23 protein-coding genes are annotated in these 21,591 nt (G+C 73.8%); 13 read left to right on the forward strand and 10 right to left on the reverse strand.

Annotated elements, in window-relative coordinates; genetic code table 11:
• Positions 1-164: 164 nt before the first annotated feature.
• Both ABWK59_RS20680 and ABWK59_RS20685 read left to right on the forward strand, forming a co-directional pair.
• Positions 165-1,403 (forward strand): hypothetical protein, encoded by a 1,239-nt coding sequence (locus ABWK59_RS20680; RefSeq protein WP_354642093.1) that lies wholly within the window; start codon positions 165-167, stop codon positions 1,401-1,403.
• Positions 1,404-1,578: 175 nt separating this feature from the next.
• Positions 1,579-2,058 (forward strand): DUF1203 domain-containing protein, encoded by a 480-nt coding sequence (locus tag ABWK59_RS20685; RefSeq protein ID WP_354642094.1) that lies wholly within the window; start codon positions 1,579-1,581, stop codon positions 2,056-2,058.
• A gap of 48 nt (positions 2,059-2,106) precedes the next feature.
• Here the strand turns inward: ABWK59_RS20685 and ABWK59_RS20690 are convergent, their stop codons facing one another.
• The 6 genes from ABWK59_RS20690 to ABWK59_RS20715 all read right to left on the reverse strand — a co-directional run bounded on the left by ABWK59_RS20690 (position 2,107) and on the right by ABWK59_RS20715 (position 7,250).
• Entirely contained in the window at positions 2,107-2,610 is a 504-nt protein-coding gene (locus ABWK59_RS20690; protein WP_354642095.1) for a barstar family protein, read from the reverse strand.
• Complete coding sequence (locus tag ABWK59_RS20695; RefSeq protein ID WP_354642096.1) at positions 2,607-3,071, reverse strand: hypothetical protein; 465 nt, start codon at positions 3,069-3,071, stop codon at positions 2,607-2,609. The genes ABWK59_RS20690 and ABWK59_RS20695 overlap by 4 nt, the downstream gene beginning before the upstream one ends.
• Entirely contained in the window at positions 3,068-3,328 is a 261-nt protein-coding gene (locus ABWK59_RS20700; RefSeq protein ID WP_354642097.1) for a hypothetical protein, read from the reverse strand. Before ABWK59_RS20700 ends, ABWK59_RS20695 begins: the two co-directional genes overlap by 4 nt.
• Before the next feature lie 201 nt (positions 3,329-3,529).
• Positions 3,530-4,204, reverse strand: coding sequence for a peptide-methionine (S)-S-oxide reductase MsrA (gene msrA / locus ABWK59_RS20705; protein ID WP_354642098.1), 675 nt, complete (start codon positions 4,202-4,204; stop codon positions 3,530-3,532).
• A 42-nt stretch (positions 4,205-4,246) separates the two neighbouring features.
• Positions 4,247-5,437, reverse strand: coding sequence for a DUF4034 domain-containing protein (locus ABWK59_RS20710; protein WP_354642099.1), 1,191 nt, complete (start codon positions 5,435-5,437; stop codon positions 4,247-4,249).
• A gap of 169 nt (positions 5,438-5,606) precedes the next feature.
• Complete coding sequence (locus ABWK59_RS20715) at positions 5,607-7,250, reverse strand: M48 family metallopeptidase (protein WP_354642100.1); 1,644 nt, start codon at positions 7,248-7,250, stop codon at positions 5,607-5,609.
• Between the two features lie 185 nt (positions 7,251-7,435).
• Here ABWK59_RS20715 and ABWK59_RS20720 point away from each other — a divergent pair, with 185 nt between their 5' ends.
• Positions 7,436-8,590, forward strand: coding sequence for a cystathionine gamma-synthase (locus tag ABWK59_RS20720; RefSeq protein ID WP_354642101.1), 1,155 nt, complete (start codon positions 7,436-7,438; stop codon positions 8,588-8,590).
• A 101-nt stretch (positions 8,591-8,691) separates the two neighbouring features.
• On the opposite strand, the gene ABWK59_RS20725 is transcribed toward ABWK59_RS20720, so the two are convergent.
• Positions 8,692-9,168, reverse strand: coding sequence for a MarR family winged helix-turn-helix transcriptional regulator (locus ABWK59_RS20725; RefSeq protein ID WP_354642102.1), 477 nt, complete (start codon positions 9,166-9,168; stop codon positions 8,692-8,694).
• A 113-nt stretch (positions 9,169-9,281) separates the two neighbouring features.
• On the opposite strand from ABWK59_RS20725, the gene ilvA reads away from it, so the two are divergent.
• From ilvA to ABWK59_RS20740, 3 genes are all read left to right on the forward strand, one after another.
• Positions 9,282-10,493, forward strand: a complete 1,212-nt coding sequence (gene ilvA / locus ABWK59_RS20730; protein WP_354642103.1) for a threonine ammonia-lyase — start codon at positions 9,282-9,284, stop codon at positions 10,491-10,493.
• 175 nt (positions 10,494-10,668) lie between these two features.
• Positions 10,669-11,685 carry an ATP-binding cassette domain-containing protein gene (locus ABWK59_RS20735; RefSeq protein WP_354642104.1) on the forward strand — a complete coding sequence of 339 codons (1,017 nt, stop codon included), beginning with the start codon at positions 10,669-10,671 and terminating at the stop codon, positions 11,683-11,685.
• A 1-nt stretch (position 11,686) separates the two neighbouring features.
• Entirely contained in the window at positions 11,687-12,553 is an 867-nt protein-coding gene (locus ABWK59_RS20740; protein WP_354642105.1) for an ABC transporter permease, read from the forward strand.
• Between the two features lie 85 nt (positions 12,554-12,638).
• On the opposite strand, the gene greA is transcribed toward ABWK59_RS20740, so the two are convergent.
• On the reverse strand, positions 12,639-13,136 hold the full coding sequence (gene greA, locus ABWK59_RS20745) for a transcription elongation factor GreA (protein ID WP_354642106.1): 498 nt from the start codon (positions 13,134-13,136) through the stop codon (positions 12,639-12,641).
• A gap of 300 nt (positions 13,137-13,436) precedes the next feature.
• The gene (locus ABWK59_RS20750) at positions 13,437-13,844 is read right to left on the reverse strand and encodes a DUF4307 domain-containing protein (RefSeq protein ID WP_354642107.1); all 408 of its coding nucleotides are present in this window, start codon (positions 13,842-13,844) and stop codon (positions 13,437-13,439) included.
• 151 nt (positions 13,845-13,995) lie between these two features.
• Between ABWK59_RS20750 and mca the strand changes: the two genes are divergently transcribed.
• The 4 genes from mca to ABWK59_RS20770 all read left to right on the forward strand — a co-directional run bounded on the left by mca (position 13,996) and on the right by ABWK59_RS20770 (position 18,225).
• Positions 13,996-14,865, forward strand: a complete 870-nt coding sequence (gene mca / locus ABWK59_RS20755; protein WP_354642108.1) for a mycothiol conjugate amidase Mca — start codon at positions 13,996-13,998, stop codon at positions 14,863-14,865.
• A 61-nt stretch (positions 14,866-14,926) separates the two neighbouring features.
• Positions 14,927-15,118, forward strand: a complete 192-nt coding sequence (locus ABWK59_RS20760) for a hypothetical protein (protein ID WP_354642109.1) — start codon at positions 14,927-14,929, stop codon at positions 15,116-15,118.
• 75 nt (positions 15,119-15,193) lie between these two features.
• Positions 15,194-17,236, forward strand: coding sequence for a thioredoxin domain-containing protein (locus tag ABWK59_RS20765; RefSeq protein WP_354642110.1), 2,043 nt, complete (start codon positions 15,194-15,196; stop codon positions 17,234-17,236).
• 140 nt (positions 17,237-17,376) lie between these two features.
• Entirely contained in the window at positions 17,377-18,225 is an 849-nt protein-coding gene (locus ABWK59_RS20770) for a GNAT family N-acetyltransferase (RefSeq protein ID WP_354642111.1), read from the forward strand.
• A 40-nt stretch (positions 18,226-18,265) separates the two neighbouring features.
• Here the strand turns inward: ABWK59_RS20770 and ABWK59_RS20775 are convergent, their stop codons facing one another.
• Complete coding sequence (locus ABWK59_RS20775) at positions 18,266-19,222, reverse strand: hypothetical protein (protein WP_354642112.1); 957 nt, start codon at positions 19,220-19,222, stop codon at positions 18,266-18,268.
• 250 nt (positions 19,223-19,472) lie between these two features.
• On the opposite strand from ABWK59_RS20775, the gene ABWK59_RS20780 reads away from it, so the two are divergent.
• The 3 genes from ABWK59_RS20780 to ABWK59_RS20790 all read left to right on the forward strand — a co-directional run bounded on the left by ABWK59_RS20780 (position 19,473) and on the right by ABWK59_RS20790 (position 21,585).
• Positions 19,473-20,135 carry a papain-like cysteine protease family protein gene (locus ABWK59_RS20780; protein ID WP_354642113.1) on the forward strand — a complete coding sequence of 221 codons (663 nt, stop codon included), beginning with the start codon at positions 19,473-19,475 and terminating at the stop codon, positions 20,133-20,135.
• An 11-nt stretch (positions 20,136-20,146) separates the two neighbouring features.
• Complete coding sequence (locus tag ABWK59_RS20785) at positions 20,147-20,992, forward strand: hypothetical protein (protein ID WP_354642114.1); 846 nt, start codon at positions 20,147-20,149, stop codon at positions 20,990-20,992.
• 290 nt (positions 20,993-21,282) lie between these two features.
• Positions 21,283-21,585 (forward strand): hypothetical protein, encoded by a 303-nt coding sequence (locus ABWK59_RS20790; RefSeq protein ID WP_354642115.1) that lies wholly within the window; start codon positions 21,283-21,285, stop codon positions 21,583-21,585.
• Positions 21,586-21,591: the final 6 nt, after the last annotated feature.

Below are 21,591 nucleotides of genomic sequence, written 5' to 3' on the forward strand. Positions count from 1 at the left end.
TCCCGGTGCCAGAGGGCGTCGCGGCATGTTGTGATGGTGGTCGCCGAGATGTTTCGGCGCTGTCGTCGCCCGCCGTCGCGCAGGGCGCATCCCAGGGGGAGATCCACATCAACACCGCATTCCGCCGTACCACCCGTGCGGCGTTCGCCGCCACGGCCTGCACCGTGGCCCTCGCCACCGGCCTCGCGGCCTGCGGCACCGTCAAGCAGCTCAGCGCGGCCGAGAAGGTCTCCGAGGGCTTCGAGAAGCTCGGCGCGAGTAAGACCTTCAAGGCCGAGTTCTCCGTCGCGGCCACCCCGGACCAGCTGGTCGAGTTCGGCAAGGCGATCGACGACCCGATCAAGCGCGAGGACGCCGAGAAGCTGGCCGGCCTCACGCTCTCGGTGTCGGTCAGCGCCGACAAGCCGCTGAAGGACGTCGAGTCCTTCAAGAAGCAGTCCCAGGGCTCCGGCGACGCCTCCGCGCTGAACCAGAAGGACGTCGACCTCTCGTACGTCCTGGCCGCCAAGAACGGCAAGACCTACGTCGACCTGCGGATCGTCAAGGGCAAGCTGTACCTCAAGGGCGACGCCCGCGGCCTGGCCCAGCTCGCCGGCGAGAACCCGTCCGAGATCGACGCGTTCGCCGCCTCCGTCCCGGCCGAGGCCAAGTTCGTCAAGGACGTCCTCGACGGCAAGTGGGTCTCCCTGGACACCGAGCTGATGAACGAGCTCGCCAAGGAGTCCGGCGGCCAGACCGGCAAGGCCGGCAAGGCCGGGGCCTCGGCCCAGCCCAGCCTGGACCCGAAGACCGCCGAGAGCCTCGGCCAGTCCCTCGCGGACGTCTTCTCCAAGAACCTCAGCTTCGAGGACAAGGGCAAGCAGGACGGCGCCGACGTGGTGCGGATCTCCGCCCCCGCGCGCGGGCTGGCCGACGGCGTGCTCAAGGCCCTCAAGCCGTTCGCCAAGGACCTGCCGCAGCTCGGCAAGATCCCGGACTCCGTCCCCGCGGACGTCCCGGACAAGAACGTCGGCGCCGACGTCATGATCAGCGGCGGCACCGTCTCCGCGATCACCGTCGACCTGGCGCAGTTCGCCAAGAAGGCCGGCCCGGACGTCCACTTCCCGGTCAAGGTCGCCTTCGGCAAGGACGCCGCCGCCATCGAGGCGCCCACCGGTGCCACCACCGTCACCAAGCAGGACCTGACCGGCCTGATCGGCCTGGCGATGAGCACCGCCGGCGGGATCAGCCCGGCCGGCGCCGGCGCCGGTGCCGGCAAGGTCGGTGGCCCCGGCACCGCCGCCACGCCGCTGACCGCCGCTCAGCTCCAGGAGCTGGCCGCGCTCGGTCTCGGGGCGGACGAGGCCAACTCGCTCAACAAGGCCGGCCTCAGCTTCGAGGAGCTGAAGGAGCTCGCCTCCTGACGGTCCGACCGTGAGCCGCTGACGTTCCGTCGGCGCTCGATCCTCCTCGCGGCCCCGCCGCCCCCGGACGCGCTCCGGGGGCGGCGGGGCCGCGGCGTTCTCCCGGGGTTCAGCCGCCGAACGCCAGGTCCGATTCCCGCCGGACCCCGGGCACCGCGGCGGCCACCCTGGAGGCATGAACGCACTCGACATCCGGGCCATCCCCGCCGAGGTCCTCGACACGCTCCGCACCCGCGACGACGCCGGCCGTCCGCCCGTCCTCCTCACCGACGAGGAGGGCGGCTCACCCCTGCGCTGCTGCCTCGGCCGCGCCCGACCCGGCGAGCGGATCGCCCTCCTCACCTACGCCCCGCTCCGCCGCTGGGCCGCCGAGACCGGCGCCGACCCCGGCCCGTACGACGAGCAGGGCCCCGTCTTCGTCCACGCCGACCCCTGCGCCGGCCCCACCGAGCCCGGCTGGCCGGGCGCCATGCACGCCGGCCAGCGCGTGCTCCGCGCGTACGACGCCCGCGGGCACATCCTCGACGGCACCCTCGTCACCCCCGACACCGCCGAGTCCACCGCCCGCGACCTCCTGGCCGACCCGGGCACCGCCTTCCTCCACATCCGCGCCCTCAGCGCCGGCTGCTTCCTGCACGCCATCCACCGCGGGTGACCGCCTCCGCCACCGACCCGCCCCTCCCGTCCTGCCGCCGCGCCGAACTCAGCGCAGGTCGGCGGTGATGCCCCAGTGCCTCAGGCGTTCGACGACCGCCTCGGCGTAGGGCTTTCCCTCCAGCAGGTCGTCGGCGAAGGACCGGCCGGCCACGTCGAAGTCGTGCCAGACCAGAGTGAAGGGCGGGACGAGGCCGAAGCCGCCGTCCAGGCAGTCGGCGAGCGAGTGCCAGCACCGGCCGTAGTACCCGCCGGGGCCGTTGACGGCCTCTCCCAGCGCGCAGTGCAGGCCGTACGCGCCGGTCACGTGGCGGCCGTCGAGGTGGAAGACCCCGCCCTGCCGGTCCGGACCGGTGGTCTTCTCGGTGAGCCAGAGCCACTCGCTCCTGAGGTCCTCCGGGAGCGCCGCCCACTGGTTGGGGGCGGCGGGGCGTCCCTCCGCCCAGCGCTCCCACACGGCCTCGAACGCGGCGGGCGGACGGTCGCGGATCCTCCCGTTCAGCGTCACGTCGACCAGGCCCGGGCCCAGCGCGGACGGCTCCGTCCCCGTCACCCACAGGGCAACGTCCCGGCCCCCCAGGACCCGTCCCGTCCGGTCGACCGCGAGGAGCTCCGCCCGGGGAACGTCGCGGGTACCGGACGCCAGCAGCGGGGCGTCCGCCTGGCAGCCGAGCAGCCGGAGGTCGCCCCACCACGGATCCGGCCGCCGGACGAACAGGCCCGGTATCGCCGCGCAGGAGCCGGCCGGTACGCCTTCGTCGGCCGCGAGCAGCTCGAACCCGAGCTGCTCCTGCCGGGACCGGGGGACCGGGACAGGTCGCCGAAGTACCAGTGCGGGGGCCGAACGCCGGCCTCGACGACGAGGTCGACGGGGTCGGCGGTGACGGCGGGGTCGGCGGTGACGGCGGGGTCGGCGTATGAGGACGGATCCGCCGGGCTGGGACGCTGCTCCAGGACGACCACGTCCAGCAGGTCGTACAGCCAGTCGTACACCTTCTCGCCCTTGAGGCTCACCTCGACCCACAGGTCGCCGGCCCGCCCGCCGTCCGCGCCACGGACGCGTCGGCGAGCCTGCCGCGCGGTGCGCACTCGAACAGCACCAACTCCTCGCGCACGGGCGGGGGCGGGTCGGCGAACAGCCCCTCCACGCCCGCGCACCGGGCCAGCAGCCGTTGCCCGCCGGCCTCCTCCGGGCCGCGGGCCTCGGTGGTCAGGACGTACCGCAGGGGGATGTCGCGCTCCCAGCGCCAGCGCACGTGCCACGGATTCACGACGCTATTCAACCTGCCCGCCGGGCCCGCCCACACGCGGATTACGGCGGGCCCGCCCACCCGGCCGGAAGGGGCCGAGCGGCTCAGGCGACCGGGACGCCGGGCGCCCCGGCCCGGACGATGCGGACGAGTGCTCGGGGAAGCCGAACCCGCCCGCCCGGCGGGACCTGATCGCCTCAAGGAGGCGATCAGGGGAGGCGATCAGTCATGCGTCCCGGTCTTGGCCACGCCGATCGGGCAGCTGGCGCCGGTGCCGCCGAGGCCGCAGTAGCCGCCCGGGTTCTTGGCCTCGGAGAGGTACTGCTGGTGGTAGGGCTCGGCCGGGTGGAAGGGGCCGGCGGGGAGGATCTCGGTGGTGATGGGGCCGAGGCCGAGGGCGGTGAGGGCGGGCTGGAAGGCGTCGCGGGAGGCCTCGGCGGTGGCCTGCTGGGCGGGGGAGTGGGTGTAGACGGCGGAGCGGTACTGGGTGCCGACGTCGTTGCCCTGGCGGAAGCCCTGGGTGGGGTCGTGGGCCTCCCAGAAGGTCTTCAGCAGCGTCTCGTAGGAGACGACCGCCGGGTCGAAGACGACCCGGACGGCCTCGGTGTGGCCGGTCAGTCCGGAGCAGACCTCGTCGTAGGTCGGGTGCGGGGTGTGGCCGCCCTGGTAGCCGACCAGGGTGGTCCACACGCCGGGCAGCCGCCAGAACGTCCGCTCGGCGCCCCAGAAGCAGCCGAGCCCGAAGTCCGCGACCTCCAGCCCTGCCGGGTACGGCCCGGTCAGCGGGGTGCCGAGGACGGTGTGCGGTTCGGTGAGCACGAAGGCAGGCTCGGACCGGCCGGGCAGGGCCTGCTCGGCGGTGACGAGCCGGGGCGTGGGGCGGAGGAAGAACGACAAGGCCTGCTCCAGACGGATCGGCGAGCGAGGGTGGTACGGGTGTCAACGCCCGCCGGCGGTCTCCGATTCCGCGTCGGAGGCACCCGCGCCGGAAGCGGCGGAGCCACCCGCGCCGGCCGACGGCAGCGCCGGCCGGCCCGCCTCGTGCCAGCCCCGCAGGGCCCGGTTGCGGATCTGCAGGAACACCCCGGCCGGGTCGCCGGTGTAGGTCCACGGCGCGCCGCCGATGTACTTCCCGATCAGGCGGAACTGCTCCACCGCCTCGGCCCAGCGCCGGTTGTGGGTCAGCCCGTACGCCAGCAGCTGGCGCAGCGCGGGCACCCGGTGGTCGTCGGCCGGGACGGTCTCCAGGTCGGCGAGGACCCGGTCGAGGGCGTGCTGGGCCTCGGGGGTCTGCCAGGCGCTGTAGTCGTCCTGGGTGAACTCCAGCTCGTGGAGGGCGACCAGCCGCAGTCCCGAGAGCAGGCTCCGCGGCGGGGCGTCGGCCGCGGCCCGGTCGGCGAACGCGGTCATCAGCTCGTGGCTGCCGCGCCACTTGGCGCACCAGTACTGCAGCGCGGTCTGGTGGGCGCTGTAGTGGTGCGGGGCGCGGCGGACGACCTCGTCCCAGACCGCGCCGAACTCCTCGTGCGACCAGCCGAGACCCATGGCGACGGGCAGCCGGCTGACCCACGGGGACGGGTCGGCGGGGGCCAGCTCGGCGGCCACGTCGGAGGCGGCGACCGCCTCGCCGAGGATCCGGTGGAAGGCCTCGAACTGTTCGCGGCTGACGTGCTTCGCCTGCTTGGCGCTGCGCACCTCCCAGGCGAGCTCGATCAGCGCGGTGGCGTGCACCAGGGCGGCGTCCGGGGAACCGGGCTCGGCCGCCTGCCAGGCCTTCAGCCAGCCGTCCTCCTCGGCGGCGGCCTCGGCGATCGGCTGGAGGCGGTGGTAGCGGACGTCCCAGTCCTCGCCGGCCTCGGCGAGGTACTCGGCGAACGGCTTCCAGTCGCCCTTCTCGGCGGCGGGCCGGGCGGCGGCGACCACGGCGGTGCCCCGGGTGGGCGGGCCGGGCCGGCTGAGGTCGAGCTCCTCCCCGGCGGGCAGGCCGAGCTCGGCGGCGAGGTCCTCGGTGACCGCCGCGTGGTCGGCGATCTTCTTCTCCAGCCGGGCGAGCTTGTTCTTGAAGTACCAGGTGACGAGCTTGGCGCCGGCCCAGATGAGCAGGGGGACGAGCAGGATGAGGACGGCCATGGGCGCTGGCTTCTTCCGGTAGGGAGACACCGGCCGGGCGGGGGAGCCCGGCGGCAGAACAAGGCAGACAGAGCAGAACAGGGCAGAACAAAGGGGGCGGTGAACCAAGGGCCCCAGCTGCCGACGACCGCCCGCCGGGGCGGCGGGCGGTCGTCGGCAGGGCCGGGCGTCAGCCCGTGGTGGCCGGGGCGGCGGGCAGGCCCGCCTTGGCGAGGAGGGCGCGCAGCGGGGCGGTGTCCGTGGTGTCGGCCACTGCGGCGTCCAGAGCCGCGGTGAGGTCCTCCTGGGCGCCCCCGGGCAGCCGGAACCGCGCGGACTCGGACCAGGACAGCTCCCAGCGGGCCACGCCCGCCTCGGCCAGGGCGAGCACCGTGATCCGGGCCAGGCCCTGGCGCAGGACGGGACGGAGGAACTCGCGGGCGGCCCGCCCGGTCGCGGCCGCCGCCTGCTCGCTCTTGGGCAGCCGGTCGGCGATCTCCCGGCCGCGGCCGGCGTCGAGGGCGTCCGCCATGGCCTCCACCGTGCCCGGCAGGCCGAGGTCGGTGAGCGCGCGCAGGATCGGCTGGGCGCCCTCGCGGGCGGCGGCGTGGCAGACCTCCTGGACCAGCTCCGGCCAGTCGGTCCGGCGCATCCCGGCGGCCTCCGGGACCAGGGTGGCGATCTCCAGCTCGGCCAGCACGCGGTCGGCGTCCCGCAGCAGGGCGACGGCAGGGCCGGAGCCCTCGGCGTCGCGCCCGTCGGCCGGCAGCGCCTCGATCGCGGCGACCCGCAGCGCCACCGGCGGGTGCGAGTCGTACGGGTTCTCGTCGTCCTCGGGCATGCCCAGGTCGGCGAGCTCGCGGCGGCGGTCCGGGTCGGCGAGCAGGTGGGCGAAGCCGCCGTAGAACTGGCCGGCCGGCGGGAGCAGGCCGAGGTCCCAGCCGAGGGTGGCGTAGCTGCCGAGGTAGAAGTCGTGCGCGGCGTCCAGGGCCGGGATCCTGCGCAGCGCGGACGCGGTGGCGTCACGGCCGGCGAGCTTGGCGGCGACCTGGTCGGCGGCGTACTCCTGACGGCGGCTCACCGACTCCGAGACCCGGAAGTACAGCTTGGCGTACTGCGCGAACAGCTTGGCCAGCACCCGCTGGACACCGCCGTCGGCCTTCTCGCCGGAGGGCTTCCGGCCCTTGGCGACCCGCTTGGCGGCCTTGGCGGCCAGCTCGGCGGCCTCCTCGGCCTCGTGCTGGTCGGCGCGCCGGTGCAGGGTGCTGATGGTGTGCAGGACGGCCACCCGGCCGGCCCGGGTGACGGCGCCCAGCTTGACGTCCTGGTTGCTGTAGTGCCCGAACTCGTGGGCCAGCACCGACTCCAGCTCGGCCTCGGTGAGCCCGAGCAGCAGCGGGGCGCCGATCTGCAGGTGGCGCTTGCCGGGGACGAGGCCGAGCAGCTTGGTGTCCTCGCGGACGCCGGCGTTGACCTCGGGGACCAGCCGGACCTCGGCCGGTCCGCGGACGCCGGTCCGCTCGGCGATCCGGTCGATCCTGGCCCACAGCTCCGGCTGCTCCTCGCGGGTCAGCGGCAGGCCGGACTCCGGGCCGTCGTGGCGCGGGCGGCGGGTCAGGAAGACCACCCGCAGCACGGGGTAGGCCACCACCGCGGAGAGGGCGTAGAGCTTGAGCACCGCCGGGTTGAGCCGGCCGGTCGCCACGAACAGCCAGACGTCCAGGCCGAGGAGGCCGAGCACGATCGTCGCGGCCAGCAGGTAGAAGCCGGCGAGCATGGTGACGGCCAGCGCCGCCCTGGTGGAGGTGTTCATGCTGGTCGGGGGTGTGGTCACGCTGTCCCTCTGTCGATCACGTGTACGGCCGCGCAGATCGTAGCGGTACCGGGCCCCGGCGGCGTCCGGGCTTTCCGCGGCGGAGGCCGCAGCGGCCCGGGGCCGGTGCCGCGGCCGCCGGAGGGTCCTGCCGGCCGCACCCCGAAGCCCGGCCGGACCGGGTTCCGCGGACTAGGCTCAGCGGTATGACCGAGCACCAGCTTCCCCAGGGCTTCGAGACCCTCGCCATCCACGCGGGTCAGGAAGCAGACCCCCAGACCGGGGCCGTCGTCACGCCGATCTACCAGGTGTCCACCTACAAGCAGGACGGGGTGGGCGGCCTGCGGAACGGGTACGAGTACAGCCGCAGCGCCAATCCCACCAGGACCGCGCTGGAGGAGTGCCTCGCCGCCCTGGAGGGCGGCGCCCGCGGCCTCGCCTTCGCCTCCGGCCTCGCCGCCGAGGACACCCTGCTGCGCACGATCCTCAAGCCGGGCGACCACATCGTCATCCCGAACGACGCCTACGGCGGCACCTTCCGACTCTTCGCCAAGGTGCTGACCCGCTGGGGCGTCGAGTTCTCCGTGGCCGACACCCACCACGCCGACAAGGTGCGCGAGGCGATCCGTCCGAACACCAGGGCGGTCTGGGTGGAGACCCCCTCCAACCCGCTGCTGGGCATCGCCGACCTGGCCGCCCTCGCCCAGATCGCGCACACCGCCGGCGCCCTGCTGGTGGTGGACAACACCTTCGCCAGCCCCTACCTGCAGCAGCCGATCGCCCTCGGCGCGGACGTGGTGGTGCACTCCACCACCAAGTACATGGGCGGCCACTCCGACGTGGTCGGCGGCGCCCTGGTCGCGGCTGACGCCGGCCTCGGCGAGGAGCTGACGTACCACCAGAACGCGATGGGCGCGGTCTCCGGGCCGTTCGACGCCTGGCTGGTGCTGCGCGGCATCAAGACCCTCGGCGTCCGGATGGACCGGCACAGCTCCAACGCCGAGAAGGTCGTCGAGCTGCTCACCTCGCACCCGAAGGTGACCCAGGTGCTGTACCCGGGCCTGCCCGAGCACCCCGGCCACGACGTCGCCGCCAAGCAGATGAAGGCCTTCGGCGGCATGGTGTCGTTCCGCGTCGCGGGCGGTGAGGAGGCGGCGGTGGAGGTGTGCAACCGCACCGAGCTGTTCACCCTCGGCGAGTCGCTGGGCGGCGTGGAGTCGCTGATCGAGCACCCGGGCCGGATGACCCACGCGTCGGCGGCGGGCTCGCCGCTGGAGGTCCCGGCGGACCTGGTCCGCGTGTCGGTGGGCATCGAGTCGATCGACGACCTGCTGGCCGACCTGCAGCGCGCGCTGGGCTGACACCTCCCCGGCGGGCAGCCGGGCCGCCCTCGCGGCCGCCCGGTTGCCCGCCGGCTGTCCGGCTCTTTCGGCTGTCCGGCGTCCGGCGTCCCGGCCTCCGGCTATCCGGTCGAGCGGTCGGCGGTGAAGGACTCCAGCGAGCCGTTGAAGCGGGCGAGCAGGGCGCAGAACGCGTGCCGCTCCTCGGCGGGCCAGTCCGCGGTCAGACGCCGCATCAGCGCCTCCCGGTCGGCCCGGACCTGGGCGAGCCGCCGGTCTCCGAGCGGGGTGAGGGCGAGCCGCACGGTCCGCCGGTCGGCGGGGTATGGCACCCGCCCCACCAGGTCGGCGCGGACCAGCGGGGCGGCCTGCCGGGTCACCGTCGAGGAGTCGATGCCGAGCGCCTCGGCGAGGGCCTTGACGTTGGCGGGCCCGTGCTTGGCGAGGTGGTCCAGCAGCAGGTAGGCGGAGCGGTCCAGGACGCCCACCGCGCCGAGCCGGACCTGTTCCATCCGCCGGGCGAACACCGCGACCTGGTACTGCAGCTCGGAGTGGAGCGGATCGTTGCTTCCGGTGGCGTGGGGCGAGGGCGTCGTCATCGCGGCTCACGATCGGGGTGCGGTGAGGGTGGCTCGTGGAGCAGCAGCGTACGCGTGGAACACGGCCCCGGGAACAGGCCCGCACGGCTTCGACCGCGCCTAGTCTGAACCCCATGCACAGATGGCCGATCACCACGGACGACGTCCGGGGCGCGCAGAAGATGCTCGTCGGGATCGCCCGGGTCACCCCGATGGAGACGAGCCGGCACCTGGGCGCCCTGGTCGGCGCGCCGGTCCACCTCAAGTGCGAGAACCTGCAGCGCACCGGTTCGTTCAAGCTGCGCGGCGCGTACCTGCGGATCGCCGGGCTGTCACCGGTGGAGCGGGCTGCCGGGGTGGTGGCGGCCAGCGCCGGGAACCACGCGCAGGGCGTGGCGCACGCGGCGTCGCTGCTGGGTGTGCCGGTGACGGTGTTCATGCCGCTGGCGGCGCCGCTGCCGAAGGTGGCGGCGACCCGGGAGTACGGCGCCGAGGTGCGGCTGTACGGCGCCACCGTGGACGAGGCGCTGCAGGCGGCACAGCGGTACGCGGAGTCCTCGGGGGCGGTGTTCATCCACCCCTTCGACCACTGGGACGTGATCTGCGGCCAGGCCACCATCGGCCTGGAGATCCTGGAGCAGTGCCCGGAGGTCCGCACCATCGTCGCAGGGGTGGGCGGCGGCGGGCTGCTGGCCGGGATCGCCACCGCGGTGAAGCCGCTGCGGCCGGACGTGAAGGTGGTCGGGGTGCAGGCGGCGGCCGCGGCCGCGTACCCGCCCTCGCTGGCGGCGGGGCGTCCGGTGTCGCTGGAGCGGTACGCCACGATGGCGGACGGGATCATGGTGGGCCGGCCGGGGGACATCCCGTTCGAGGTGGTGAACACCCTGGCGGACGGTGTCCGGACGGTCTCCGAGGAGGCCATCTCGCGGGCCCTGCTGCTCGGCCTGGAGCGGCTGAAGATGGTGGTGGAGCCGGCGGGCGCGGTGCCGATCGCGGCGCTGCTGGAGGACCCGGACGGGTTCGAGGGCCCGGTGGTGGCGGTGCTGTCCGGCGGCAACATCGACCCGCAGCTGATGCAGCGGGTGCTGCGGCACGGCCTGGCGGCGGCCGGCCGGTACCTGTCGCTGCGGGTCCGGCTGGCCGACCGGCCGGGGAGGCTGGCGGAGCTGCTGGCCGTGCTGGCCAGGGTGGACGCCAACGTGCTGGACGTGGCGCACGTGCGGACCGATCCGCAGCTGGGGCTGACCGAGGTGGAGGTGGACCTGCACCTGGAGACCAAGGGGCCGGAGCACTGCGCGGCGGTGCTCGGCGAGCTGCGCCACGCCGGCTACGTGGTCACCACCTAGCCGGGAGACCGGGCGCGGGAGGCGGGACGCGCGCCCCCGGGCGCGGAAAATCCGTTGACGCGATATATCGCGATCTGGCATCCTCCTCGCGATGTATCGCGAGCTTTGAAGGAAGTGTGCTCGGGTACGACAAACTCGGACATTTCGCGCTCGAATGAGGAGATGAGGCAGGCTCATGCCGCCAGCCATCCATGCCGAGAACCTGGTGAAGACCTTCGGTGACGTCCGCGCCCTGGACGGCGTCAGCCTGGACGTGCCCGAGGGCACGGTGCTCGGGCTGCTCGGCCCCAACGGCGCCGGCAAGACCACCGCCGTCCGGGTGCTCACCACCCTGCTCCAGCCCGACTCCGGGCAGGCCCGGGTCGCCGGGGTGGACGTGCTCAAGCACCCGAACAAGGTCCGCAGCCTGATCGGCCTCTCCGGTCAGTACGCGGCCGTCGACGAGTACCTCACCGGCCGCGAGAACCTCCAGATGGTCGGCGAGCTCTACCAGATGAGCCCGCGCGACTCCAAGGCCCGCGCCCTGGAGCTGCTGGAGTGGTTCAACCTCTCCGAGGCCATGGACCGCCCCGCCAAGACCTACTCCGGCGGCATGCGCCGCCGCCTCGACCTGGCCGCCGCCCTCGTCGTCCGCCCGCCGGTGATGTTCATGGACGAGCCCACCACCGGCCTCGACCCGCGCAACCGGATGGCCCTGTGGGAGGTCATCGAGCAGCTGGTCGCCGAGGGCACCACCCTGCTCCTCACCACCCAGTACCTGGAGGAGGCCGACCGCCTCGCCCACGACATCGCCGTGGTCGACCACGGCAAGGTGATCGCCCGCGGCACCGCCGACGAGCTCAAGGCCCAGATCGGCGGCGAGCGGATCGAGGTGGTCGTCCACCAGCCGGACCTGGTCGCCGAGGCGGTGGCCGCGCTCGGCCCGTACGCCAAGGGCGACCCGGCGGTCGAGAAGAACACCCGGCGGATCACCGTCCCGGTCAGCGGCGGCGCCAAGGTGCTGGCCGACGTGATCCGCGAGCTGGACGCCCGCTCCATCGAGATCGACGACATCGGCCTGCGCCGCCCCACCCTCGACGACGTGTTCCTCTCGCTCACCGGGCACGTCACCGCCGCCGAGGACGAGAACGGGGACGCGGACGGGAAGCCCTCCGCCGCCAAGGGCCGCCGCGGCCACGGGAAGGACGCCTGAGATGACCACCACCGCGACCTCCACCGAGCACGCCATCGGCAAGGCCCCGGTGCAGCACCGCGCCGGCCTGTCCGCGATGCTCCACGACTCCTGGGTGGTGGCCAAGCGCAACCTGCGCCGGATGACCCGGATCCCCGAGATCGTGGTCTTCGGTCTGATGCAGCCGGTGATGTTCGTGCTGCTCTTCTCGTACGTGATGGGCGGCGCGATCCAGATCCCGGGGACGCAGGCCAGCTCCGACGCGTACACCCAGTTCCTGATGGCCGGCATCTTCGCCCAGACGGTGACCTTCGCCGTGGCCGGCGCCTCCGCCGGCATCGCGGAGGACATGACCAAGGGCCTGGTCGACCGGTTCCGCTCGCTGCCGATGGCCCGCTCCGCGGTGCTCACCGGCCGCACCTTCGCCGACCTGGTGCAGACCGCGTTCATCCTGCTGGTGCTGGCTATGGTGGCGCTGCTGGTCGGCTGGCGGATCCACGACGGCGTCCCCAGCGCGCTCGGCGCCTTCGGGCTGCTGCTCCTGCTGGGCTACTCCTTCTCCTGGATCGGAGCCCTGATCGGCCTGTCGGTGCGCAGCCCGGAGGCGGCCACCTCGGCCGGCCTGATCTGGCTGTTCCCGCTGACCTTCGTCTCCAACGCGTTCGTGCCGATCAGCTCGATGCCGGGCTGGCTGCAGCCGATCGCCTACTGGAACCCGTTCAGCGCCACCGTGCAGGCCTGCCGCGACCTGTTCGGCAACCAGGTCGGCCCGGTCGACGACGTCTGGCCGATGCAGCACGCGGTGCTGGTGTCGGTGCTCTGGCCGCTGGTCATCACCGCGGTGTTCTCCTGGCTGTCGGTTCGCAAGTACCGCTCCGCGGCCGGCTGAGCGGCGCCGCCGACCGCCGTGCACACGGAAGCGGCCGCCGCCCGGGGAGGGTGGCGGCCGCTTCGGCGTCGGTCGGGGCCGGGCGTCAGGCGCCGAACGGCTTGGCCTCGACGATGCGCACGCTGGCCTGCTTGCCGTTGGGCAGCTCGTACCGGGCGTCCTCGCCGACCTTCTTGCCGCTGATGGCACGGCCCAGCGGGGACTGCGGGGAGTAGACGTCCAGGTCGCCGTCGACCACTTCGCGGGAGGCGAGCAGGAACTGCATGGTGTCGTCCATGTCGCCGTCGAAGGCCACGGTGACCATCATGCCGGGCGCGACGATGCCCGAGTCGGCGGGCGCCTCGCCGACCTTGGCGCGCTCCAGGATCTGGGTGAGCTGGCGGATCCGTGCCTCGCCCTTGCCCTGGTCGTCCTTGGCGGCGTGGTAGCCGGCGTTCTCCTTGAGGTCGCCCTCCTCGCGGGCGGCCTCGATCTTCTGGGCGATCTCGATGCGCCAGGCGCCGGTCAGGTGCTCCAGCTCAGCCTTGAGCTTGTTGTAGTGGTCCTGAGTGAGCCAGGTCACGTCATCGCTGGTCTGGGTCACAGGTACTCCTCGTCGGTGCTGGCGGTGCTGAGGGTTGATCGTCAGCAGTGGTGTCGATATCCGTCGTAACTACAAAGCAACGCCCGCTTCCATGCCGAAGGGCTCGGAAGGGGCGAAACCACGAGCCTAACAATTTCCCGCTCCCGGCGGGAGTGCGGACGACGGAGCGTTAACGGTCGGTTGCCGTGCGATGGCGTGGACGGGGGCCTCCCGCTACGGGTTTCCCGCCCATGTCATCGAATATGCGCCCGGACGGGTGACTTCTGCAAAGGCCGCCATCCGGTGCGGCCGTCCGGGTCGTCACCGGTCCGGCGTGCAGCCCAGCAGCTCGGCGGTGGTGCCGCGGGCCGTGGTCCGCAGCGTGACCACCTCGGTGTAGGCGTCCCCCTCGGCCGGTACCGGGAAGTCGTGCTGGCCCACCACCGCGCCGTCCTCCCCCTGCGAACGGACGGTGCACCGGCCCCCGGTGCCCTCGCGCTTGCTCACCGACAGCTGGAGCTGGAGTTCGTGGTCGGAGACCGCCTCGAAGGTCGGCACCGTCCCGTTCATGGTGGTCTCGCGCAGCAGGTACGAGGTGCCCAGCCAGCCGATCAGACCGAGGAACAGCGCCCCGCACACCACGGCCGCGATCCGCAGGCGGCGGTCGGCCTCCCGGTCGGTCCGGCGGCTGTAGCGGCCCTCGGGCGGGGTCGTAGTCCTGGCGTCCATGGCGGAGCTCGGTCCTTTCGCGGAGGGGCCCTCGGTCTGCGGGGGGAATGGACGAGCCCTTCAGTCCGTCACTATAGGAGGGGCACGTCCGCGCCGGAGGCGGCGGGGGAGCCGACCCGACGAATCGGACATACCCGGAAGGGACCAGGCGTTGACTGAGCAGTTCCGACTGATGGCCGTGCACGCGCATCCGGACGACGAGTCCAGCAAGGGCGCGGCCACCATGGCGAAGTACGTCTCGCAGGGGGTGGACGTCCTGGTCGCCACCTGCACCGGCGGCGAGCGCGGGTCGATCCTCAACCCCAAGCTGCAGGGCGACCCGTGGATCGAGGAGAACATCCACGAGGTGCGGCGCAAGGAGATGGACGCCGCCCGCGAGATCCTCGGCGTGCGGCAGGCCTGGCTGGGCTTCGTGGACTCGGGCCTGCCCGAGGGCGACCCGCTGCCCCCGCTGCCCGAGGGCTGCTTCGCCCTCCAGGACGTGGCCGAGGCCGCCGCGCCGCTGGTGAAGCTGATCCGCGAGTTCCGCCCGCACGTGATCACCACGTACGACGAGAACGGCGGCTACCCGCACCCCGACCACATCATGACCCACAAGATCACCATGGCGGCCTTCGACGCCGCCGGCGATCCCGACGCCTACCCGGAGGCCGGCGAGCCCTGGCAGCCGTCCAAGGTCTACTACAACCACGGCTTCCCGATGGGCCGGATCCGCGCCCTGCACGCCTACCTCACCGAGCAGGGCCTGGACTCCCCGTACGGCGAGTGGATCGCCGGCTGGGAGAAGAGCGGCCGCCAGGAGCGCGAGATCACCACCCGGGTGACCTGCGACGACTGGTTCGAGATCCGGGACAAGGCGCTGATCGCCCACGCCACCCAGATCGACCCCGACGGCCCGTGGTTCCGCGTGCCGCTGGACATCCAGCGCAAGGTCTGGCCGACCGAGGACTACGAGCTGGCCAAGTCCGTGATCGACACCGACCTGCCGGAGACCGACCTCTTCGCCGGTCTCCCCGGGTAGCCACCCGCGGTAGCCCCACCCCGGTGACCCGGCCCGCGTAGGGCCGGGTCACCATGGAGAGATGAGCACCCCCGTGAACCTCACCCACCTCGCCGCCGACCTCGCCCTGGACGAGTCCAAGGTGACCCCGGGCCTGCTGGGCTTCGTGGTCTTCGCCGTCCTCGGCGTGGCCACCTGGTTCCTGCTGAAGTCGATGAACTCCCGGTTCAAGAAGATCGACTTCGTCGAGCAGCCGGACCCGACCGAGGACTGACCGGGCCCCGGGCCCCGGACACGCCACCGGTCGCCGCCCCTGCCACGGGCGGCACCGATGCGCAAGGATGGGCCCATGCCGAACCGCCTCGCCGACGCGACCTCCCCGTACCTGCAGCAGCACGCCGACAACCCGGTGGACTGGTGGCCCTGGGGCCCCGAGGCGTTCGATGAGGCCCGGCGGCGCGGGGTCCCGGTGCTGCTCTCGGTCGGGTACGCGGCCTGCCACTGGTGCCACGTCATGGCGCACGAGTCCTTCGAGGACGAGACCGTCGCCGAGTACCTCAACGAGCACTACGTCGCGGTGAAGGTCGACCGCGAGGAGCGGCCCGACGTGGACGCCGTCTACATGGAGGCGGTCCAGGCCGCCACCGGCCAGGGCGGCTGGCCCATGACGGTCTTCCTCACCCCCGACAAGGAGCCGTTCTACTTCGGCACCTACTTCCCGCCCGCGCCCCGGCACGGCATGCCCTCCTTCCGGCAGGTCCTGGAGGGCGTCGGCGCCGCCTGGCGGGACCGCCGCGACGAGGTCGCCGAGGTCGCCGGCCGGATCCGCGCCGACCTGGCCGACCGGGCCAAGGTGTACGGGGCCGGCGCCGGCGTCCTCCCGCTGCCCGGCGAGACCGACCTGCACCAGGCCCTGCTCGCACTCAGCCGCACCTTCGACGACAAGCACGGCGGCTTCGGCGGAGCCCCCAAGTTCCCGCCGTCCATGACCGTCGAGTGGCTGCTCCGCCACCACGCCAGGACCGGCTCCGAGGCCGCCCTGGAGATGGCCGGGCGCACCTGCGACGCGATGGCCCGCGGCGGCATCTACGACCAGCTCGGCGGCGGCTTCGCCCGCTACGCGGTGGACGGCGAGTGGGTCGTCCCGCACTTCGAGAAGATGCTCTACGACAACGCGCTGCTGCTCCGCGTCTACCTCCACCTGTGGCGGGCCACCGGCGGCGAGCAGGCCCGCCGGATCGCCCTGGAGACCGCCGAGTTCCTGCTCCGCGACCTGCGCACCCCCGAGGGCGGCTTCGCCTCCGCCCTCGACGCCGACTCCCTCGACCCGGCCACCGGCAAGACCGCCGAGGGCGCCTACTACGCCTGGACCCCCGAGCAGCTCACCGAGGTCCTCGGCGCGCAGGACGCCGCCCTCGCCGTGGAGATGTTCCAGGTCACCGGCACCTTCGAGCACGGCAGCTCGGTGCTCCAGCTGCTCACCGACCCGGCCGACCCCGAGGCGTACGCCCGGATCCGCGCCGCCCTCACCGAGGCCCGCGGCCGGCGCCCCGCCCCCGCCCGCGACGACAAGGTGGTCGCCGCCTGGAACGGCCTGGCCGTCGCCGCCCTCGCCGAGGCCGGCGCCCTGCTGGACCGCCCCGACCTGGTCGAGGCCGCCGAGCGCGCCGCCGACCTGCTGGTCGCCGTCCACCTCACCACCGAGGGCCGACTGCTGCGCACCTCCCGCGACGGCCGCCCCGGCCCCAACGCGGGCGTCCTGGAGGACTACGCCGACACCGCCGAGGGCTTCCTCACCCTGTACGCCGTCACCGGCGACACCTCCTGGCTGGAACTCGCCGGCGAACTGCTCGAACTGGTCCTGCGACACTTCACCGACGAGGCCTCCGGCGCCCTCTACGACACCGCCGACGACGCCGAGCAGCTGATCCGCCGGCCGCAGGACCCCACGGACAACGCCACCCCCTCCGGCTGGACCGCCGCGGCCGGCGCCCTGCTGACCTACGCCGCCTACACCGGCTCCGAGCGCCACCGCACCGCCGCCGAGCGGGCCCTCGGCGTGGTGAGCGCCCTGGGCAGCCGGGCCCCCCGGTTCATCGGCTGGGGCCTGGCCGTGGCCGAGGCCCTGCTGGACGGCCCGCGCGAGGTCGCCGTGGTCGGCCCGGCCGGCGAGGAGGCCACCGCCCTGCTGCACCGCACCGCCCTGCGCGGCACCGCCCCCGGCGCCGTGGTCGCCCTCGGCGAGCCCGGCGGCGACCAGGTCCCGCTGCTGGCCGACCGCCCGCTGCTGGACGGCCGGCCCGCCGCCTACGTCTGCCGGCACTTCACCTGCGACGCGCCGACCGCCGACGCGGCCGACCTGGCGGGGAAGATCGGCGCCCTGACGGACTGAGCGCCGGGGTTCCGGTGGCCGGCCGTTTTGGCGGCCGGGCGTTCCGGTGGGCGGCGGGACTGGAGCCGGGCGGGGCGAAACCGTCCGGCTCGGCGGCAATTCGGGTGCGGAGCGGGTTCCCGGTCGGCTATCACCGTGGGATGACCTGGACCCTCTCCTCCTCCCTCGACGAGTTCCGCGACGAGGCGGGCGCCTTCCTCGCCGCCCACCCCGCCGAGAACACCGTGCTGCTCACCCTGGTCGACCGGCTGGCCAAGGACGGCCCGCACGTCTTCGGCGACCACGACCCCGCCTTCGGCTGGTGGCGCCCCGGACCCGGCGCCCCGGTCGAGGGCGTCTACGTGCAGACCCTGCCGTACCCGCCCCGGCTCGGCCGGATGCCCGCGGAGGCCGGCGCCGAGCTGGCCGGGGCGCTGCACGCCGCGGGCCGCGAGGTGCCCGGGGTCGGCGGCGGCAAGGAGGCGGCCGTTGCCTTCGCCGCCGCCTGGCGGGAGCTCACCGGCGCCACCGCCGCCGTCGACCTCGACCAGCGGCTGTACCGGCTCGACGTGCTGCGGCCGCCCCACCCCGTCCCCAGCGGGCACGCCCGGCCCGGCCGGCCGGAGGACCGCGAGCAGCTGATCGCCTGGTGCCGCGCCTTCATGGTGGAGGTCGGCGAACCCGAGACCGGGGTGACCGGCCTGGTCGACCGGCGGCTCGCCGACGGCGGCTGGCACGTCTGGGAGGACGGCGGCCGCCCGGTCTCGCTGGCCGGGGTCAGCCCGGTGATCGCCGGCATGGCCCGGATCGGGCCGGTCTACACCCCGCCCGAGGAGCGCGGCCGGGGCTACGCCGGCGGGGTGGTCGCCGCCCGCTCGGCCGCGACCCTGGCCCTGGGCGCGGAGGAGGTCCTGCTCTACACCGACCTCGCCAACCCCACCAGCAACTCCGTCTACCAGAAGCTCGGATACCGGCCGGTCACCGACTGCGTGGTGATCGGGCTGCACTGAGCGCCGGACGGGGCCGGAGGGCTCCCGGGGCGGACCGGCGTCACTCCCAGTCCCAGCGGATGCCGATCAGGCCCGGGCGCAGCGCCGTTCCGACCAGATGGACGGTGTGGTGTCCGTCCAGGGTCAACTCCTCGGTCTCGTAGGGGTGTTCCTCGGGTGCCCGGGTGGCGAACCGGGTGCAGCGGACCGGCAACGCGGCCGGGTGGAAGGAGACCTGCAGCACGTACTGCCCGGCCCCGGAGTGGAAACCGCGCAGGTACTCGCCGCTCGGCCCGGGCGCCGGCGCGTCGTCGAAGCCGTACGCGAGCAGGTGGGTGTCCCCGGCGCGCAGCCGGCGGTCCAGCAGCAGTTCGGCCACCAGCAGGTGGGCGGCCCGGTCCCGGCGGATCCGGCCCGGGCGACAGTTCTCCTCCGCCCGGACCCGCACCCGGTCCACGTCGCTGCCGGGGTCGCCCTGGTAGAGGGCGAGGTAGCGGTCGATGCCGTCCCGGTGGGCCCGCAGCACGTGCTGGGAGTCGCGATGGGTCTGCCGGCGGTCGGAGCCGATCCGGATCCGTTCGATGTGGGTGAGGGTGTGCAGCCCGCTGTCGGCCGGGCCGGCGAGCACGGCGAGCAGTCCGTCCACCGCCTCGGCCGGGTTGATCAGCTCACGGTAGGGCCGGACGTCCGGCACGAGCCGCGCCTCGGCGGCGGGCGGGGACGGGGGCTGCGGCTGCGGTTGCCGCGGGCCGAGCAGCCGGGTGAGCGCGTGCTCCGGCAGCTCCAGGACCTCCTCCAGCGCGGTCACCGCCCGCAGCGACTCCGGCCGCTCGGGCCGTCTTCGCCCCTGCTGCCAGTAGCTGAGGCTGGTCACCCCGACCCGGACGCCGCGCAGCGCGAGGTGCTCCCGTACGCGGTGCAGGGCCAGCCCCCGCGCGGCCAGCGCCGTCCGCAGGGCGAGGTGGAACGGGCCGGTGCGGAGCACGGACGCGAGCTCGGGCGGAACGGACCGCTGCATGACCACCTCCGGACGCGATGGTGAATGTTCACACCTCCTCGCCGGATTGTCACCGCTTCCCGCATCCGGGCCGACGGCGGACCGTCGCGTTCACACCCGCGCGCGCCCGTTCACACCTGAACCACCCATCCCCGCAGCCTCGTTGACGGTCAGTCGTCAAAGGCGCAGGCTCTCTCCCGGAGCGTCCGGACGCACCTCTGCACACCCCCCACACCCCCACTCCTGCGGAACCGCAAGGAGGAACGCCCCCATGCAACGACACCGGACACCCCTGCGCCGCGCCGTCGCGGTGCTCGCCCTCGGCGTCCTGGCCCCCGCCCTGTCCGCCGCCTCGACCAGCCCCGCCCACGCCGCCCCGGTCCCCCAGCCCGCGGCGGCGGCCCGCCCGGCCGGCGTCCCCCACCCGCCGGCCGGGCCGGCGGGGCTCACCGCCACCTCGCGGAGGCTCGACCTCACCATGCAGGCCCAGCAGCAGACCAACTGGTGCTGGGCCGCGAGCGGCAACACCATCGCCACCTACTACGGCTACGGCTACAGCCAGAACCAGTTCTGCAACCTGGCCTTCAACCGCTCGACGAACTCCACCTGCCCCAACAACCAGGCCACCCTCGGCAACGTGCAGACCGCCCTCGGCCGGATCGGCATCAGCCAGGGCTCGTACGTCACCGGCTACCTCCGCTCCACCACCGTGCAGGCGGAGATCGACGCCGGCCGGCCGATCGAGACCCGCATCCAGTGGAGTTCCGGCGGCGGCCACATGCACGTGCTGTACGGCTACGACACGGCCGCCGGCCAGGTGTACTGGGGCGACCCGTGGCCCTCCAACCACCGCTACAACTGGGCGGACTACTGGTACTACGTCGACAACGACTCGTTCTCCTGGACCCACTCCCTGTACCGGATCGGCGCGTGAGGAGACGAGCCATGACCGACAACCGCATCCTTCTCGCCCGGGGAGCCGCCGCCGTCGTGCTGGCCGGAGTGATCGGGCTGACCGCGGCGCCGCTCGGGGCCGCTGCACCGGTGGCGCCCGTGGTGCCTGTCGTCGGTGTCGCGCCTGTCGCGGACGGGGAGTTGGCCGCTGCACGGGACGCCGCCGGTGCACCGGGGGTCCTCGAACAGCTCGGCCGGTTCTTCGCCCGCAAGGGCGTCCCGCCGGCAGGGGCCTCCTCGGCTGCCGAGGCCGAGGCCGCCGTCGCCGCGGCACCCCGGCTGACCGGCGAGACGGCCGCCGTCTACACCCTCGACCCCGGGTTCGTCGCCGGAACGACCGGATCCCCGGTCGCCAGACCCGAGTTCGTCGCCAGCAAGGCGGTCGCCGCGGACGGCTCCACCGCCTCCGTCTGGACCGTGAAGCAGGGCGGCGGCTGGCGCGTGGTGAACATCGCCACCGGCGGCGACGAGACCGACTACCCCGCCCGCGCCGCCACCGGCGGCGGGGGAGTCGCCTTCCGCGAACCGCAGATCGGCGCCTGGTACGTGCAGCGGGGCGAGCGGGTGCTGCCGCTCAACGCCGAGGCGAAGGGTGCCGTCGGCGCGGGCGGGGTGACCCTCGCCGAGTACCGGCGGCAGGTCCGCCAGCGGTACGGGGACAAGCTGCCCGGCTCGGCGTACGACCTGGCCGGCCGGGGCGGCGGGTACGAGGCCGAGGCCCCGGGCGGTGCCGCCGACACCCCGGAGTACGTTCCGCCGCTCACGGCGGGGGCGGCGCTGACCGTCACGGTGCTGGCCACGGCGGCGGTGGTGGCGGCTCGGCGGCGGCGTAGCTGAGGGGCCGGGGTGGCCGGGTGCGTTCGCCTTTTGTGCGTGCCCGGTTGCGCTGGCGCCAGGGCGGGAGGGGCTGTGCGGGGTGGGAGGGCTCGACGTTCGGGTCTCCTCTTCGCGCAGTTCGCCCCCAGCCTTGGCGGCTGGGAGGTGCCCCACGCGCCCCTGGTGGCCGGCCCGGTTTCCCCGTGCGCCCGCCAGGCGGGCTGCACGAGGAATTGATGCGTTGTGCACTCGCCGTTCGCCCCCGGAGTGTGGTGGTCGTGTCACCGTGGGTGGGGAGACGGAGGGTGCCCATGGCGTTCCGAAACGCGGGGTTCTGGGGCTCGGTGGCGGCGGTCTCGGCCGCGGCGGCGGTGGTCGTCGGCTACCTGCTCGGCGGGGCCCGGGTGGTCTGGGCGGTGTCGGCCGTCGAGGTGGTCCTGGTGATGGCGTACGTGGCGCGGAGGTTCCGTCCCCGGCTGCATCCGCCGGCCTCCGACGGCGGCGGGACGGACCACTGCGAGCGCTGCCGACGCGCGCGAGAGAGGCTTGAGGTGAGGGACGGGCGACACGCCACCGATCGAGTGGGACGGCCGTTCGCCCGCGAGCGGAGCTGATAGGTA

The organism is Kitasatospora sp. HUAS MG31, from assembly GCF_040571325.1.
Lineage (GTDB): Bacteria > Actinomycetota > Actinomycetes > Streptomycetales > Streptomycetaceae > Kitasatospora > Kitasatospora camelliae.

What these genes read in the sequence shown, in the direction of transcription:
- ABWK59_RS20725 (WP_354642102.1), bottom strand. Translation starts at nt 9,168, where the DNA reads ATGACGACGCCCTCGCCCCACGCCACCGGAAGCAACGATCCGCTCCAC.
- ABWK59_RS20785 (WP_354642114.1), top strand. Translation starts at nt 20,147, where the DNA reads ATGACCGACAACCGCATCCTTCTCGCCCGGGGAGCCGCCGCCGTCGTG.
- ABWK59_RS20770 (WP_354642111.1), top strand. Translation starts at nt 17,377, where the DNA reads ATGACCTGGACCCTCTCCTCCTCCCTCGACGAGTTCCGCGACGAGGCG.
- ABWK59_RS20775 (WP_354642112.1), bottom strand. Translation starts at nt 19,222, where the DNA reads ATGCAGCGGTCCGTTCCGCCCGAGCTCGCGTCCGTGCTCCGCACCGGC.
- ilvA (WP_354642103.1), top strand. Translation starts at nt 9,282, where the DNA reads ATGCACAGATGGCCGATCACCACGGACGACGTCCGGGGCGCGCAGAAG.
- ABWK59_RS20780 (WP_354642113.1), top strand. Translation starts at nt 19,473, where the DNA reads ATGCAACGACACCGGACACCCCTGCGCCGCGCCGTCGCGGTGCTCGCC.
- ABWK59_RS20740 (WP_354642105.1), top strand. Translation starts at nt 11,687, where the DNA reads ATGACCACCACCGCGACCTCCACCGAGCACGCCATCGGCAAGGCCCCG.
- ABWK59_RS20685 (WP_354642094.1), top strand. Translation starts at nt 1,579, where the DNA reads ATGAACGCACTCGACATCCGGGCCATCCCCGCCGAGGTCCTCGACACG.
- ABWK59_RS20720 (WP_354642101.1), top strand. Translation starts at nt 7,436, where the DNA reads ATGACCGAGCACCAGCTTCCCCAGGGCTTCGAGACCCTCGCCATCCAC.
- ABWK59_RS20710 (WP_354642099.1), bottom strand. Translation starts at nt 5,437, where the DNA reads ATGGCCGTCCTCATCCTGCTCGTCCCCCTGCTCATCTGGGCCGGCGCC.
- ABWK59_RS20790 (WP_354642115.1), top strand. Translation starts at nt 21,283, where the DNA reads ATGGCGTTCCGAAACGCGGGGTTCTGGGGCTCGGTGGCGGCGGTCTCG.
- ABWK59_RS20765 (WP_354642110.1), top strand. Translation starts at nt 15,194, where the DNA reads ATGCCGAACCGCCTCGCCGACGCGACCTCCCCGTACCTGCAGCAGCAC.
- ABWK59_RS20760 (WP_354642109.1), top strand. Translation starts at nt 14,927, where the DNA reads ATGAGCACCCCCGTGAACCTCACCCACCTCGCCGCCGACCTCGCCCTG.
- ABWK59_RS20735 (WP_354642104.1), top strand. Translation starts at nt 10,669, where the DNA reads ATGCCGCCAGCCATCCATGCCGAGAACCTGGTGAAGACCTTCGGTGAC.
- ABWK59_RS20750 (WP_354642107.1), bottom strand. Translation starts at nt 13,844, where the DNA reads ATGGACGCCAGGACTACGACCCCGCCCGAGGGCCGCTACAGCCGCCGG.